Raw genomic sequence first — 15,783 nt, forward strand, 5'->3', positions numbered from 1 at the left:
TTTCACCTCAGGAGTTTAATTTAAGTAATTTTACCAAATAGAATTTCAAAAAACATAATTTATGTCATCCAAAACATCATACATTAACATTTTAATTCTTATTGCTAATATGGTAAAACTATTCATTTATAATTATTAAGCAAGGAAAGCCTGCACGTTCGAACTATGTTTACACCATATTAGTTGTCTGTTGTGAAGCTTTCCTTTGAAATAATCACAGTCCCATTCCCAATTTATCTGTGACTATTCCCACTTTAATTTTATGATCTCTGTTTTATTAACTTCTCTAATTTACGCTATTGTTATGGTGCTAATTGCTTACTTCATATTTTATAGGACTGGAATTACGGGATCCCAATAAATTGGAAAAAAAACTATCCTGTTCGATTCCTAAGCACAATACCGGGATTGATGAGCTATGTAAAAAACCGGTAACCAGTTTCTCTCCTTGACCACCACTGAAAATCATTTCCTGATGCCCCTGAACCATGATCAGGTCGGAAGATTGTTTTTTTGCGCCCAATAAAAGTGCGTTCAATCTGGTTCCCTCCTCTCTCTCTACAATAGTTACTTTGCAATCCACTCCCTCCCTCATTATGAGTTCTTTCATTATGTGAGCCTTTCTAAAGGCAAGACTTCGTTCCAATTCAATTTTAACAAGCAAGGCAGTAAGTAAATGAATTCTTGCATTTAACAATTTTCCCATAAAAATGGACCATTCCAGTAAGTCTCTTGATCTCCTTGAAACATCAACAGGCACTAAAATGTCTCTAACACCTCTATTTGTCCATCGGTTTTCAACCGATAATACAGGACAAATTGAATCGTCAACAATTCTATCAACACTGTGTTTCTTGAATTTATCGATTAAGGAATTACTTTTTTTGGTTTTATTGATAATTACCAAATCGAAGCTTTCTTCTCTGACTATCTCTTTAATTTTCGAAATATGCTGACCAACTTCCACTCGTAATTTCATGTTTTCAGGTATCCTGCCTTTAAAATGAATTTTTACAAACCGAACCAAACGAACCATGGCTCTTGCCTGTAACCCCCTAACTGTATCCGATTGTATTGCATTTCCTATTCGTGAGCCAGAAGGAACAATATGAAGTAATGTTATATTAGCAGATAGTCTTCTTCTAAAAAACATTGCTTGTTTAAAAGCAGTTTCTCCATCTCCAGCTAAGCTTATCGGCACAAGTATTTTGTTTAACTTCCGAATTTTCATTGTGTTTTTATTTAGTAATTGCCAATAATTATCCCTTTACTTCTTACCAGCCATGAGCCCAAACAAGATTTTAAACCACCAGTAAACTTTCGATAACGGTTCTGATCAAAAATCATAATCCTTTGCCCTATCTCCGCTGCAAAATCATTAAACTCCTGTTCCCCGGTGCCATTTCCAACCTCCAAAAATACCATACGTGTATTCCTGCAATGATCTGTGTAGATCTTCTTGCTTTTTTCAAATGACTCCCGTGATTGTTCTGAGAAATTAATGCACACCCGTAATAAAATTTTGTTCTGAGCAGTTATTTTACTAAGAGCTTCGAGCACTGATTGTGAAGGGTTATTTGTCTCTGACAGCACAAAACCATCTGACATACAATCATTTAATTTCGATCCAGATATGATATATAAAGGATGAATAACCTTGTCAATAATTTCAGCAATTCTTGAATTTTCAGATAGTTTGTACCTGCCTTCATTGGCAGCCATAACGACTTGCCAATTTTTATTGGCATATAAAGAGCTGTTGAAAAATGCATTTAAATCTCCTTCAAAAGAAATCAGGTGAATTTCAGAATCAGAAAGAGGGTAGTATGACAAAAGCCTTCTTTTTAGCCCTTCCAGTTCATTTTCTGTATTTTTTTGAAGAATAGGAGAAAGATCTCGGACCATAGAAAACCCAAAATTTGGCCTGTGCCAGGTTTGAACAATACAAATTTCAGAATTTGTTTTGTAAAGGTAATTCATCGCAAACTGTATTGCGTTCCAATTCCCATCGCAAAAATCTGCAAGAATTAAAATCTTTTCTTTGTTTGGGTATGCTTCACTCACTATGTGCATGTTTCTAATTTTTATCACAAAAGTAAAGGTCATGAAAGTGATCCAAAACAGGGCTGATCCTAATTCGTGTAGGGGAATACCCTACTTTTTAAATACAAAAAAAACAGATGATACACTTTACGTTAAAAAACTGTATCCAACAGCATATTTAATGCCTGACTTTGCAGCCTTTATCATTTTCTAAATTAGAAACAGCACCATTTTGCTTTGGATTTTTTATACATTTGCCCAACAAATATTGAATCATGAAAAATCCATCAGTTTTACTGATATTCTTATCGCTGTTATTTTTGTTGATACCAATCATGCAACAAATGATTAAGGTAAATCAAGAAAATAAACTTGCACTGGTGGCTGATGTAACACCCGAAAAAGATGCATCTATATCAGAATATGATGATGCTGACGTGGAAGATATGGATGTGTATTTTGATAGTAATATAGAGTTCTATTTATATGATGGGGACACGACTACGAATTCAAATATCGAGATAAGTAATCCTTGTAAACAAAAACTCAAATCTCCGCCTCCCCAAGTCTAAGTCTTCTTTTCTGCAGTATATCTCTGCCCTTACAAATTTGTTTTAATGGACACGTTACCATTGATATAGAGCTGATTTGTAAAATACGTCTTCTATTTTACCCGCATAAAAAAGCACTTTTGTTTTTATTATTAAAACTGCGTGGTTGTGTTTAAGATGACTCCCAGAGATCCATTTAAAAATACAAATTCCTGATTAAACTGATCAATAATTAATGAAAACAAATATTGTGCGAAAAAATCGCAAACCAAAAATTCAACTTCTGCATCAATATTACTCATATACAGGATTCTACCAATTTATTGGTTCAAGTCTAAAAAAGGTTGCTGTCCCTTTCACTGTGCTCGTTGGTCTCATTCTTTTTCTGGAATATTATGTACTTGATTTTCATAGTTTGTTTCATGAAACAACTAAAGATTATTCACCAACCAGTGTATTCCTGATCTTTTTTACTTCGGAATCAATATTGGGCTTAATCCCTCCTGAATTATTTATTGCCTGGGTTAAAACACTGCCCGATCCAAGACTTAATCTTTCTTTACTGGCTCTGCTTTCGTATCTGGGGGGTTGCGTATCCTATTTTATTGGTAAAACAATACTTAGCATTCCTGCTGTTAAAAAAAATGTGGAAAACAAGATGCAGAAACACATTACAAACCTAAAAAAATGGGGTGGACTTTTAATTGTTGTAGGAGCATTGTTGCCATTGCCATTTTCTATGGTAAGCATGGCATCAGGGATTATCAATTTTAATTTTAAAAGATATCTATTGTTTGGATTGTTTCGTTTTTTGCGATTTTATCTGTTCGCCCTGGCTATTTTTAACATTATGAATTAAAGAGTGTTACAAAAATCAAAAGCGTTTCAACAAAATAAAAAAGATCGGTGCACGAGCATCGATCTTTTTTATGCAAATCATTGAGATAAATCCTATTGCAACTCAATAAATTCCATCACAAAAACACCAAAACAATCATGATCATCGTAACTGTGACCCACTATCTGATTATTAGCGTTTAAAATTCCTTCCCAGGTATCCAGATGGTATTCAAACTGATTTTCAACATCCAGCAATTCAACTTTTGTTCCAGTTACTTTAAAATTAACACCATCAAAATTCCCTTCAACCTCCTGCTGAACTCTAAACGGAGTTTCATCATCAATTCTTTCGGTATAAACCACCACTCCTGTTATTGAATCACCTTCCTGAGTAAATTCTGCAAAGCCTTCGTCCTTGCCAAAGCCAAAATCTTCGTTAAATGTCCAACGACCCGTTATATTTTTCATATGATTATAATTGTGTGTTTTTGCCAATGGAACTCCCAAATTACGCTTATTCTACTTTGTGCAGTATTTTTACCAAAGGCGTTTCATAGTATCAGATTTATTTGCAGACAAAAATAGCAAAAGAAAAAAGCTGACGTGTTGAAAAGCTAAAAAAATAGTGCCGGCGGCAAAGATCCGGATTAAGTTCTTTTCAACATTTATAATTAGCAATTCTCTTCTATCTTTGTAGTTCATTATTTACAATTGGAACAACTATGATTGATCAATCTACTATATGTGCAATTTCAACAGCTCCTGGCAATGGAGCCATTGCAATTGTGCGCCTTTCGGGAGCTGATGCTCTTACAATCTGCGATAAAGTATTTACAGCAGCAAGCAAAAAACTCATTGCTGATCAAAAAGCAAACACCGTTCATTTTGGAACGATTCAGGATGGCGAAGAAATTATCGACGAGGTTTTAGTGAGTGTTTTTAAAGCTCCTCACTCTTACACGGGCGAAAACAGCATTGAAATTGCTTGTCATGGTGCTCCCTTTATTCAATATCGAATTCTTCAGGTTCTGCTAAAAAATGGTGCCCGAAGCGCCAATCCCGGTGAATATACACAACGTGCCTTTTTAAACGGCAAAATGGATCTTTCACAAGCCGAAGCTGTCGCCGATTTAATCGCATCAAGTTCGGCCGCAGCTCATAAAGTGGCATTGCAGCAAATGCGCGGTGGTTTTTCGAACGAAATTGCCAATTTGCGCAGTCGATTGTTGAATTTTATATCGCTGATTGAATTGGAACTCGATTTTGGCGAAGAAGATGTTGAATTTGCCGATCGCACTCAACTAACCAATTTGGTAAACGAAATACAAAGTCTGATTCAGAAACTGGTCAACTCTTTTGAGTTGGGGAATGTGATTAAAAACGGTGTTCCTGTTGCCATTGTGGGCAACACAAATGTGGGAAAATCAACTCTGTTAAATGCTCTTTTAAACGAAGACCGCGCAATTGTTTCGGATATTGCAGGAACAACACGTGATGTAATTGAAGACACCATTAACCTTGGCGGAATAACTTTCCGATTTATCGATACGGCAGGAATCCGAACCACTCTTGATCGAATTGAAAGTATGGGTATTGAACGTACCTACAGCAAAATGAAACAGGCTCAAATCGTTCTTTTACTGATTGATGCCGACCGGGATATGGAAAACATAAATGATTCTATCTCGAAAGTAAATCAGACCATAGACCGCGAGACTCAACACCTAGTGGTTTGCATCAATAAAATTGATTTAATTCCTGATCCTCAGGGGCTGGCAAAACGATTAACCGGACTGGACGTAGAAGACAAAATCATTTTTATTTCGGCCAAACAAAAGCAAAACATCGACTCCTTAACCAACGAACTGCTGAAAACAGTAAACATGGGTGCTGTTAATGAACAGGATGTAATTGTAACCAACATCCGCCATTTCGAAGCTCTTAAAAACGCATTGGGAAGTATTGACAGGGTTAATAGCGGTCTGGAAGTAAATATCCCGACAGACTTTTTGGCTCAGGACATTCGCGAATGTCTTCATTTCCTTGGCGAGATAACCGGAGACATTTCAACTGATGAAGTTTTGGGAAATATCTTTAAGAATTTCTGCATCGGGAAGTAATTTAAAAATGGACTTATTTCAATAATGAAAGCGCATGATAGCCGGCAGATCTTCCGGGATATTTTCAATTTGATTTTCCATTAAATTCAGCTCGGTGAGTTGATGGCTTTTAAGCAGATGAAAGGGAAATGACTTTAAGCAATTGTTTTCCAAATAAATGTTGGTGATGGATGCTGAGTGCAAAAGCTGTTCCAGCCCTTCAGAAATTTCATTGTTCGTAAAATCAATTAGTTCCAGTTTAGGACAGGTACTAAGAGCTGAAGGCACAACAGTAAAGCTATTGTTACCCAAATATAATTTTTGAAGATTTGGCATTTCAGTAATTGACTGAGGCAGTGAACTGATCTGGTTCCGACGAATATCCAGACATCGTAAACTCTTTAAATTGGCTGTTTCCTCCGGGATCAATTCAAGCCCATTTTCCTGAATGTCTAAAAATTCCAGGTGTTTCAATTTAAAAAGTGCAGCAGGCCACTTGCCTTTCAAATTCTTTTTCGAAATATTTAAACGGGTAACCTGAGCCAATTCATTCAACTGATAGCCTTTTATCAACCAAGTAACTTTCTCTGCTTGTTTTATTTTCCACTTTAGCTGAGCATTCAACTCTTCAATTATAAGTAAGTCTCCCATCGATAATATTTCTTACTGTTTATTTGTGCTGCACAAGCAACGTAAACTTACTATTTATACCAAACAAAAAGAAATGCGCCAATGTCTTGTTTCACCAGCTCCCAACACTTTTTTCCTGCAATAAAAAAATCCCCCAATACATGGAGGATTTGTCTGTTAGATAGATATCGGCTTACAAATTAAATTAAGCTATAATAAATATTTCCAAAAATGATTGTATTTTTAGAAACAAGCCGGGGCCCTCAATTCCCATTTTAAACTTTAGGCGGTTTACAGGAGAATTTAAGGAGCCTCTGCTTTTTTTATTAAGCCTCTGTTACTTCTGCAGCATTCGCATTTTTGGTTTTTCTTGAGCGGGCCACTGTCAGGTATTTTTGATTGCATTCGTTAATGAACTTTGCTATCGCATTGTATTTTTCGTTCGGAGCAATACGATTAAGCACCTCTATGGCCTCAAACAACTCTTCGCAGGCAAGTCGTGCACTTTTATATATTTCCTGCGTGTCGTAATCTATTTCCTCATTTTTTGCAATGCTCTTTTCCTCGCTTTGCTGATTAAAGGCATTGTTGTCCTCCAACATTTCACTGTACCAGGAAGCCGCTTCCAATTGAAGTATCAATGCTTGATTTTCGACCTGATTCAACTCCTTAAGCAAACTTGCCATTTTTGCAGACTGAATTTTATAACCTCTGCTGTACAAACTCCAATTGTGAGTTCTAATAATTCTGCAGATTTGTTCCGCCGCATTTGCAATGGCTTCGTCCCTGCGATGCGTCGATGCCTCCATAAAATTTCTAAAAGCGACGAATGATTCATCTCTTCTGTTATCCAATTGACGGATGCGTTCGGTAAACCCGCTGGCCGTGGTTCTATTGGCTGCGGCAAGCGCCTCTCCTACCTTGTTGTTCAGCTTTTCTACCGGACTGGTGATTTGCAAACCTTCCAGATCTGCACCCATCAGGTAAGTGATAATTTCGTTGAAATAGCCTAACAATTCGTTAAGCCGCAACAAACTAAAATACATTTTTTTTATCATTTCTTAATTTTTACATGAATAAAACAGCGATATCTATTTAACCGAAGCATAAATATATGCTATTTTATTTTAGTAAGCATAAAATAAATTACTTTTTAACAAAAATTCACTAAACACCTCTCCTAATTCTTCATTATTTGCCTATCTGCACGAGCCCACACTCCCTTTTAATGACTGAATGACAGGCTGCACAAACTCAGACGCTGCTTTTGCAGCCCAATTGCCACCTGCATGAGTGCGGACAGCCTTTTTATGGCTCAAAGGCCAGCTGCAGCGGTTTGCAGCCTTGTTTTACCACTAAAAACGATACTGCAGTTCCGCAGGTACCTGTTTTGCCGCTAAAAGGCTGTCTGCAGCTTTTCAGAAGCCCTCTTTGCACATGAACGGGAGTCTGCACGAATCCTGTTCCTTACGGAACGGCCTGTTTGCAGGGATTTGGAGGTGAGAGCCGGTAAAGTGAGACCTGACAGGGCTGATCAATTGATTGTATTTCGCTTTGGGTTGGATCGATATACTTTCATTTAGCCTACACTTTTCACTTTCACAACTCCCTTTCTGTAAGCATCGAGCAGTCGGTTCAGATCGAGAATTTGTTGGCGCAGATTGGCTCCAATATAGGTATCTCCCACTCTGATTCGTTTGGTTGCATGCTCAATCATGCTTCGGGTTGAAACAATATCAACTTCATCGTGTATGGCTTTGTGTTTCGATTCGAAAGAGGTATGCTCGGCAAGTATTAAACTGTAAGAATCATAAATTAAGGTATATCCGGCAATACCGGTCACCTTTTGATAGGGCTTCGACATTCCTCCGTCAATAACAAAGAGTTTTCCCTCTGCTTTTACCGGACTTGAACTTCTGTATCGTTCAGAAAATATCGTTCGAAAGTGGCCATCTTCTTTTTGCCAAAAAGCGGCGAATAAGCCCCGCTCCACAGATACCACATGTAATCGCGGTCTTTGTTCCTTGTTTCGGGATGTTCGCGGTTAAAATAAGCCCGTCGGGAAATTAAATCGAACTGATCGCACAAGGCCTTCCCTTTGTATTTTTCACCCAGTAAAGTAAGTTCTTTAAAATCTCCCTTTTCATCGAGGGGAATGCAGCCATGAATGGTATCCTTTAATTTCATTTGCAATTCAGACGCCATGCATGGCGTCTTTACCATTCATACATTTCGTCATTTTTCCAGTTGCCTGGATTATTTTGTATGTATTGTTCTATTCTGTGACAGGAATCAAAATCGCGCACAATATGATCGTGAAACCGGGTTTGCCATGCGAAATTGGAATTGATTTTTCGACCGTTGATGGTCACGGATGATTTGAATCCGCGAATGATTGATGCCAAATTTTTGGATTGTGATCCAAACGCAGAGACGCGATGCATCGCGTCTGAATACAGTTTTGTTTCATTTGAAACGCGATGCATCGCGTCTTTACCCGTATTGTAATTATTTTTGCCAATGGTGATTAGGGCATGAAAATGATTTGGCATGATTACAAATTCGCCCAATTCCAAATTCATATCGGGTCTGATTTCGGGTGTTTTTATCCATTCACATTGCGCCAATTCCCCAATTTCATTCAATATCATTTTTCCATTGGTAATTTCCCCAAAATAATGTTCGCGTTGGTGGGTACAGATGGTTACAAAATAAATGGCATTCGATCCGTAATCCCAATCTTTTAATCGGGCGGATGGTATGCGGTATTTATTTTGAAATTTATCGGCCATTTTCTAAATTTTATTTATGATGTACAGACGCGGTGTTTCGCGTCTCATAAATTATTATCCTTTTCTGATGCCATGAATGGAATCCTTTAATTTCATTTACAATTCAGACGCCAAGCATGGCGTCTCTACCTTACACAAACATTTTTTTGTAACAATCCTTTTTTGAATCCATTGTATTCCAAATTGGAATCTGAAATTTTTGATTGTTTTCAAAAATAACAAAATATGTAAATATTAACCTTATTAGATTCGATTTTTCAAGTAATTGCTGCAGTTCAGCAAAACGCGAAAAAATACAGGGCTAAAAGAAAAGTAAGGGATACAAAGCGTTCATTCATGAGACAAAAGAAATCTCATTTTCAAGCAATTCTAAACGGGAAGCAAAATTTTAGTTTATTCAGACAGTACGCGTGATTCACTTTGTACCTCAAGCAAACTCTTTGCAGCCAATACGCGATTCACAAAAACTTCAACAGAGTCTTCAGACTGTATGCACTGGTCGTCGACATACAAGGAAAATGGTTTTGGGGCATCTTTATTCACCTCCAGGCGGTTGCAGTCATCCGGATTTGCTTTTACAAGCCTAACTCCTTTTCGGGATAAGGCCCGCCGAAGTAAAACATATTCGAATCCATGACCTTTTACTGCTACCTGTGAGTGTTGCGTGTGCATCACTTTAAACAAGCCTGTTTTATTGTCGAACACAATTCCTTTGTGCTGAAACATTTTTTGAAAGGCATTTTTAAGCAGTAAATCTTCCGGACTACCTGTAATTAAAGGACCTCCATTTTGCAGCAACCACAAGCGATCCGATAGCTGCAAAGCCAAATCCAGATCGTGGGTCGACATTAAAATGGATTTTCCGGATGTATTGGCAATATCCCGTAACAACTGCATGATCTCAACTCTGGCAGGCAAATCTAAAAAAGCAGTTGGTTCGTCCAATATAATCAGCGGCGTATCCTGAGCAAGAGCTTTGGCGATAAAAGCTTTTTGTCTCTCTCCGTCGCTTAAAGAAGTCAACAAGCTGTCTTTCTTGTGTGCAATTCCGCATTGTTCCATAGCACGAGCAACAATAATTTTATCTGCTGCGTTCAATCGTCCCAGCATCCCTGTGTAAGGACTGCGGCCATAACCTACCAATTCCTGCACATTCGCATTCGGAACAACAACTCTATCGGTTAACACCACTGCAATCTGTTTCGACAACTCCTTTTCGTTCAATTGATGAACTTCCTGATTGTCAATCAGAATTAAACCTCCTAAAACAGGCTGAAAGCCACAAATACTTCGCATCAAAGTACTTTTTCCTGTTCCGTTTGATCCCAACAGGCAAATTAATTCTCCTGACGGAATAATGGCTGATAAATTGCCGGCCACAATTTTGCTGCCGTAACCTATCGAAAGATTTCTAATGTGCAGTAGGTTTTTATTCATGCTAAAGGGCTAAAAATTTTCTTTGCGTTTTTTCCAGATTACTGAGATAACAACCGGTGCGCCAATAAAGGCAGTTACCGAATTAATAGGCAATTCACTCTCCATTCCCGGAAGACGGGCCAGCAAATTACAAAGCAATGCTGTTGCAGCTCCTAAAATGCAGGCATTACAAATTAAATATAAATGATTGCTTGTGCGGGATACCAGTTTTGCCAGATGCGGAACGGCCATGCCAATGAATATGATGGGACCGCAAAAGGCAGTTACAATAGCAGTTAATGTTCCTGCACATAAAATGATCAGCAAGCGTGCCCGCTTGATCTTTAAACCTAAATTGCTGGCGTACCGGTCGCCCAAAGCCATTAAATTCAGCGATTTACTTAAAAACAAAGCAAGTAAGGAGGGTACAATGGTAATCATCGCAAACAAATAAGCCCGGTCAACCGACATGCGCGAAAAACTGCCCAATCCCCATATTACATAGTTGTGCACATCTTCTTCCATGCTGTAGAATTTCAATACACCCACCACCGAATTAGACAGATAACCAATCATCACTCCGATGATAAGCACACTCAAGGTGCCTCCAATTTTATGAGAGATGAACAGGATCAAAGCTAAAACAGCAAAAGCACCTCCCAACGAGGCTGTAATTATTGCTAAATCGCCCCAAATGCCCAATCGGGAAAACGAAAATCCCCAAACCTGCCCTGCCACCAAAAGCACAAAGCCAACTCCCAAACTCGATCCCGAAGAAATTCCCAATACCGAAGGTCCTGCCAAAGGATTTCGAAAAAGTGTTTGCATCAGCAGTCCGGCTACTCCAAGAGCCATACCTGCACCTAAGGCAACTATGGTTTGCGGCAGCCGGGTTCGCAGCAGAATGTTCTCCCAAATTACATTGGATGATCCTTTTCCTGTTACAATATCAACCACCCCGGCAATAGGAATATTGACCGATCCCATTGCCAGATTTAAGGCAATCAAAATCAATAAAAGACCAAGAGATAAAGGAATAAGAACTGATTTTCTCTGAAAAATAGGTGTCATAGGATTCACTTTAAAACTTCATAAAATTCCGGTTTGTAATCGGGCAGCAAATCGGGATGAAAGAAATGAATGTAATCTGCCAATATCACATCCGGTTTCATGGCATTTTGCTCATAGTAGGGTTTCTCTCTGATGTTGCACATGATTACATTTCCTTTTTTGTAGGCTTTAAAATCGGCATAGCGTACATCTTGCTCAATCAGTGATTTGCGCCCGAAACCTAAGGGTTCGGGAACCAGAATCCGCCAAAAATCGGTATTGGCAGCTTTGGTGTAAACACTTTCGAAACCCAAAGGATATGCTCCTTGTTTATCGTCCTCAATAATATATTTGGCTCCTGCATCGCGGAAATAATTGGCATAAAAACTTTTGCCTCCCGGCACATACCAGGTTCCGGACTTCATTTTTCCTGAGAATACTGTTGGTCGTATTTTCACTTTTTCAGTGAGGGTTTTAAGGGAATCATAGCGAAAGGCTATTTTCTGAAACAAAGAATCGGCCTGCTTTTCTTTTCCAACAAAAGGGGCAATCATTTTTACCCATTCGGCTCTCCCCAACGGTGATTTTTCATCGTAAGCCGCCATAGGAACCAAAGGAATGCCCAGATTTTTCAAGGCATCGTAACCACCCGATTTGTAAGGAGAAACAATAATTAAATCAGGATTTAAACCCGCAATCAATTCGGTATTAAAGTGCCCCTCTTTTCCAACCCGTTTCACACTTCCATCTTCTATTCGCTTGTTGATGCCTTCGTGAAACAAGTGCCGGCTGCTGTTGGTTGCCACAATGCGGTTAATATCTTGTAATGCAAAAAAGTAGGTCAGTTGAGTGGACGACAAACAGATGATTTTTTTACAAGGAACCTGAATGGTATTCGGACTCTTATCTCCTGCCAATTTCTCTCTCACCAATTTAAATTCCTGATAAGTTGAATCATTCGCTTTGCCATTATAAATTCTTAGAACCTGATCCTTATCGGAATTAAAAATCTCAAAGCCTTTAGCATACTCTAAATCCTTCTTCTGATACTTTTGTATAAACCTTGAGTCCACTTTTTTTGAACTTTGATTGCAGGAAGTCAATACAAATAAGAGTACTAATAAATAGCAACAAATGGAATAATATCTTTTCATCGTTCTTCTCATAATACTTCTATTCTATTACAATATATTTTATAAAACCAACTTTTCGTCCATTGGAATCATATTCGTAAATCCGTTTGGAATTGGGCCTTTTCCCTGAATGATAATAAGTGAAACTTGTGCTTCTTTGAGATTCTTTATTGTAATCGTAATGATTCAACTTCACCAACTTCCCATTAGTATCGCGAGTGTACTTCTCACTTAATCTGCCATTTTTATCATACTTGTTTTCAGTGTAAAACAAAGAGGTTTGCTTTCCTTCAGCATTATAAGTTGTGGATTCAATCTGATGACCAAATTCATTAAATGCGTACTTCACCGTTTTTAACAATGTTTTATTAGAATAATATTCTGTTTTAATATTTCTTCCCTTGTCATCGTAAGTATAACGTTTACTGCTTACCTTATTCTTAAGGTGATCTATTTTAGAGCTCTTTGTTTTCTGTTTCTTCTCATTAAATTGATATTCATAGACTGTAATCAATTTATTGGTCACGTTATATTTTTCCGTCTTTATTTTATTTCCTTGCTCATCGTAGAAATAAAGCACTTTCTTTTTCAGTCTTTTTTTGCTGTCGAAACTTAATTTTCCTGAACACAAACCTTCTTCATTATAGGTATATTGCCCACATCCTATAAATTGATATTCTTTCGTTACTGCCTTTTCTTGTATCGAAGTAAAAGACAATAAAAGGATCAAAAAGTTCATCATTCTTATTTTGATTTAAGTTCGATTAGTACTTCTTTCAGATGTTCAATCCAAATACGGACAACATCATCCTGATCTGCCATTCCTCTCAAAACTGCTTCTGTTTTGTATCCCCTGGCTTCCAATACTGATTTCCAGCTTTCTTCCTCTTCACCCGCCATATCGTTTCGGGCATGATCGCCGGCAATGGTCATAAAAGGAAGCAACCATACTTTGTTTACCTTTCGGGTTTCCAATTTCTCAATCACCTGATTCAATTCAGGATATCCCTCTACTGTAGCCAGAAATACATTGGAATGTTTTTGCCATAAATAGTACTGCATTCCCGGATAATATACGTTTGCCGGATGATGCGTGCCATGCCCCATAAAAACAACAACATCGCCTTCCACCATTCCTTCCGGTAAGTTTTGCAGCAAAACATCGCCTAGATTTTCAATGTCATTTTGATGATACAGCAAAGGTTTGCCCAGTTGAACCTGATCAATTCCTTTTGGCATCCCCGAAAATGCTTCCACCGTTGTTTTCAAATTTTCATATTCTTCTCCGGGAATTACATGCAAAGACTGAACCGCGACATTTGTGAAACCTTCCTCTCCCATTTTGGCCAAAGCTTCGGCAGGCGAATCAATAGTTTCGCCGCGTGAGCGAAGTTTATTGCGAATTATTTTTGATGTAAAAGCCCAATGTATTTCCAAATCTGGAAACGTGGCTTTCACTTCCGCTTCGATGTGTTGAAAGGTTGCCCGGGTTTCGGGATAACTGGAGCCAAAGGAGACCAATAGAATTCCTGTTTTATTCGCTTTTTGTGTGTGTGCAGCAGCCATAAATGAAAATGTTATTAGGAGCAGGAACAAGCCTGTCTTTAAAAATTTACTGAACTGATATTTTTTAATCATTGGATTTTATTTTAATCGGTTTCAATCTTGCCGGCAGTGATTTTTTAGCTTTTCTCCTGATCCATTTTATTCCCAACACAAAGCCTGATACACTTACCACGGTTCCTCCCAACGAAAGGAATAACAGCAAGAACTTTCTTAACCATTCGTGTTGTTTTAAAAATGGGAAATCCAAAGTGTGCAGAGATTTGTACAACCAACGGCGTCCTCTGTCGTTGCTGTTGTAGCTTTTGATGATTTCTCCCGTTTTCGGATGAATATACATGCAGGTATGATCGGCATCGTGCAAATTCAATTGCCATGCCGGCAAAGGGCATTTCCACATCCCGGATTTTTGATAGTAAGCATCAAATTCGTTCAACTCTTTTAGATCGTAATTGGTGCCTGCAAATGCACTTTTGCACCAACTGCTGATTTCCTTTTCTGAATAGTCCGGTTTTGCAAAAACACCATCAGCTGTGGCAACATACACATCCGGTAATTCAAACTGATCCCGATACACCCAAAAGCAGGCTTGATTCATAACGGTTTTCCAAACTACTTTCCGGATCGGTTTATTGCCCTCAATTGCATTCCATAAATCAGACATTGATATTGCTGCATGCTGTTTCACATCAGTTTTCTGATTCCATACTTTTTTAGCAGAAACTTTTGCATGTACCGGCACCAGACTTTTGGGAATATCTACAACAGAGAAAAAACCACTCAAAATAAACGTGAATACAAAAAAGCCAAACAGAAAACCTGTAATGTGATGCCACTTGTACCAAAACTTTTTATACGGACTAAATTCTGTCCACTGTGAATTTTTCTTTCGCTTCTTCAAACGAATAAAGCCTGCCACTAAACCCGTAATACTTACCAGAATACCCAGAAAAGAAATCCAGGCCACCACCTTCAACCAAAGTCCTTTTTGCAGACGCAGCGATTTAAAGTAAATCCAATGAGGAATGGCTCCCAATCGTGCGGCCCAACGGCTTTTTCTTGTTGTTTCCTGAATGATACTGCCTGTTTTTTCTGAAATATAAATCCGTGTATGATCCTTATCGTTTAAATAACACTTGTAGATAGGAAGTAAGGGATTGTAGTAGTCCCAAGGAATCCACTGATCTAATTCTTCAATCTTTTCAACTGATTGAAGCTTAGCACCCGTAAAATTCTCCGCTAAATTTACTGCCTCTTTCTTTGTTGTTTTTTCACTTTCGTTCAAAGAAACAGCATTGTATACTTTCTGCGATTTTCTTCCGGAATAAACTCTGTAAACCGGATTTCCATTCATTTTCTCTAATACTATTTCGCCTGTAAAACTCTCCGAAGGAGCTTGAATGGAATCAAAATCAGACTTTGTTAAAAAAGACAGATGCAGAAACCTTTCCTCTTTTGAAGCATGAGGAAAACCTGCGAAAATCAGGACAAAACCTGATAAAAACCAAATCACAAACATCAGACTGAGTACACTTCCCGATAGATTGTGAATTTGGAGGATAATATTTTTAAATCTGCTCATGATAGGGTATCAAAATTGGCAAAGAGCAAATCCCCTGATCAGGAATTTCTAATTTTTAAACAGTTCAGGGAATTTGCCTTATGC

Annotated in this window: 15 protein-coding genes and 1 pseudogene; 3 read left to right on the forward strand and 13 right to left on the reverse strand. The window is 38.1% G+C overall.

All coding sequences use genetic code 11. The features are described from left to right. Positions 1-310 precede the first annotated feature (310 nt). The gene (locus ACKU4N_RS11140; protein ID WP_321316403.1) at positions 311-1,231 is read right to left on the reverse strand and encodes a universal stress protein; all 921 of its coding nucleotides are present in this window, start codon (positions 1,229-1,231) and stop codon (positions 311-313) included. 11 nt (positions 1,232-1,242) lie between these two features. Further along, entirely contained in the window at positions 1,243-2,073 is an 831-nt protein-coding gene (locus ACKU4N_RS11145; protein ID WP_321316404.1) for a hypothetical protein, read from the reverse strand. A gap of 245 nt (positions 2,074-2,318) precedes the next feature. Between ACKU4N_RS11145 and ACKU4N_RS11150 the strand changes: the two genes are divergently transcribed. Then, positions 2,319-2,615, forward strand: coding sequence for a hypothetical protein (locus ACKU4N_RS11150; protein WP_321316405.1), 297 nt, complete (start codon positions 2,319-2,321; stop codon positions 2,613-2,615). Between the two features lie 214 nt (positions 2,616-2,829). Further along, on the forward strand, positions 2,830-3,453 hold the full coding sequence (locus tag ACKU4N_RS11155) for a YqaA family protein (RefSeq protein WP_321316406.1): 624 nt from the start codon (positions 2,830-2,832) through the stop codon (positions 3,451-3,453). Positions 3,454-3,545: 92 nt separating this feature from the next. Here the strand turns inward: ACKU4N_RS11155 and ACKU4N_RS11160 are convergent, their stop codons facing one another. Next, entirely contained in the window at positions 3,546-3,902 is a 357-nt protein-coding gene (locus ACKU4N_RS11160; protein WP_124993625.1) for a hypothetical protein, read from the reverse strand. Positions 3,903-4,156: 254 nt separating this feature from the next. On the opposite strand from ACKU4N_RS11160, the gene mnmE reads away from it, so the two are divergent. Then, the gene (gene mnmE / locus ACKU4N_RS11165) at positions 4,157-5,554 is read left to right on the forward strand and encodes a tRNA uridine-5-carboxymethylaminomethyl(34) synthesis GTPase MnmE (protein ID WP_321316407.1); all 1,398 of its coding nucleotides are present in this window, start codon (positions 4,157-4,159) and stop codon (positions 5,552-5,554) included. Positions 5,555-5,572: 18 nt separating this feature from the next. On the opposite strand, the gene ACKU4N_RS11170 is transcribed toward mnmE, so the two are convergent. The 10 genes and pseudogenes from ACKU4N_RS11170 to ACKU4N_RS11215 form a co-directional block, all read right to left on the reverse strand. Continuing rightward, positions 5,573-6,184 carry a leucine-rich repeat domain-containing protein gene (locus ACKU4N_RS11170; protein WP_321316408.1) on the reverse strand — a complete coding sequence of 204 codons (612 nt, stop codon included), beginning with the start codon at positions 6,182-6,184 and terminating at the stop codon, positions 5,573-5,575. Between the two features lie 305 nt (positions 6,185-6,489). Next, positions 6,490-7,221 (reverse strand): DUF6261 family protein, encoded by a 732-nt coding sequence (locus ACKU4N_RS11175; RefSeq protein ID WP_321316409.1) that lies wholly within the window; start codon positions 7,219-7,221, stop codon positions 6,490-6,492. Positions 7,222-7,742: 521 nt separating this feature from the next. Further along, positions 7,743-8,386 (reverse strand): annotated as a pseudogene (locus ACKU4N_RS11180) (fructose-bisphosphatase class III). Beyond that, the gene (locus tag ACKU4N_RS11185) at positions 8,380-8,955 is read right to left on the reverse strand and encodes a transposase (RefSeq protein ID WP_321316410.1); all 576 of its coding nucleotides are present in this window, start codon (positions 8,953-8,955) and stop codon (positions 8,380-8,382) included. Before ACKU4N_RS11185 ends, ACKU4N_RS11180 begins: the two are co-directional and overlap by 7 nt. 393 nt (positions 8,956-9,348) lie before the next feature. Next, positions 9,349-10,392: an ABC transporter ATP-binding protein gene (locus tag ACKU4N_RS11190; protein ID WP_321316411.1), complete on the reverse strand. Its 1,044-nt coding sequence runs from the start codon at positions 10,390-10,392 to the stop codon at positions 9,349-9,351. 9 nt (positions 10,393-10,401) lie between these two features. Further along, complete coding sequence (locus tag ACKU4N_RS11195; protein ID WP_321316412.1) at positions 10,402-11,442, reverse strand: FecCD family ABC transporter permease; 1,041 nt, start codon at positions 11,440-11,442, stop codon at positions 10,402-10,404. A 5-nt stretch (positions 11,443-11,447) separates the two neighbouring features. Continuing rightward, positions 11,448-12,494, reverse strand: coding sequence for an ABC transporter substrate-binding protein (locus ACKU4N_RS11200; RefSeq protein WP_321316413.1), 1,047 nt, complete (start codon positions 12,492-12,494; stop codon positions 11,448-11,450). 100 nt (positions 12,495-12,594) lie between these two features. Then, positions 12,595-13,296 carry a hypothetical protein gene (locus tag ACKU4N_RS11205; RefSeq protein WP_321316414.1) on the reverse strand — a complete coding sequence of 234 codons (702 nt, stop codon included), beginning with the start codon at positions 13,294-13,296 and terminating at the stop codon, positions 12,595-12,597. 2 nt (positions 13,297-13,298) lie between these two features. Beyond that, on the reverse strand, positions 13,299-14,192 hold the full coding sequence (locus ACKU4N_RS11210) for a sirohydrochlorin cobaltochelatase (RefSeq protein WP_321316415.1): 894 nt from the start codon (positions 14,190-14,192) through the stop codon (positions 13,299-13,301). Continuing rightward, positions 14,185-15,699 (reverse strand): PepSY domain-containing protein, encoded by a 1,515-nt coding sequence (locus ACKU4N_RS11215; RefSeq protein ID WP_321316416.1) that lies wholly within the window; start codon positions 15,697-15,699, stop codon positions 14,185-14,187. Before ACKU4N_RS11215 ends, ACKU4N_RS11210 begins: the two co-directional genes overlap by 8 nt. Between the last annotated feature and the right edge of the window lie 84 nt (positions 15,700-15,783).

This window comes from Labilibaculum sp. (assembly GCF_963664555.1).
Taxonomy (GTDB): domain Bacteria; phylum Bacteroidota; class Bacteroidia; order Bacteroidales; family Marinifilaceae; genus Labilibaculum.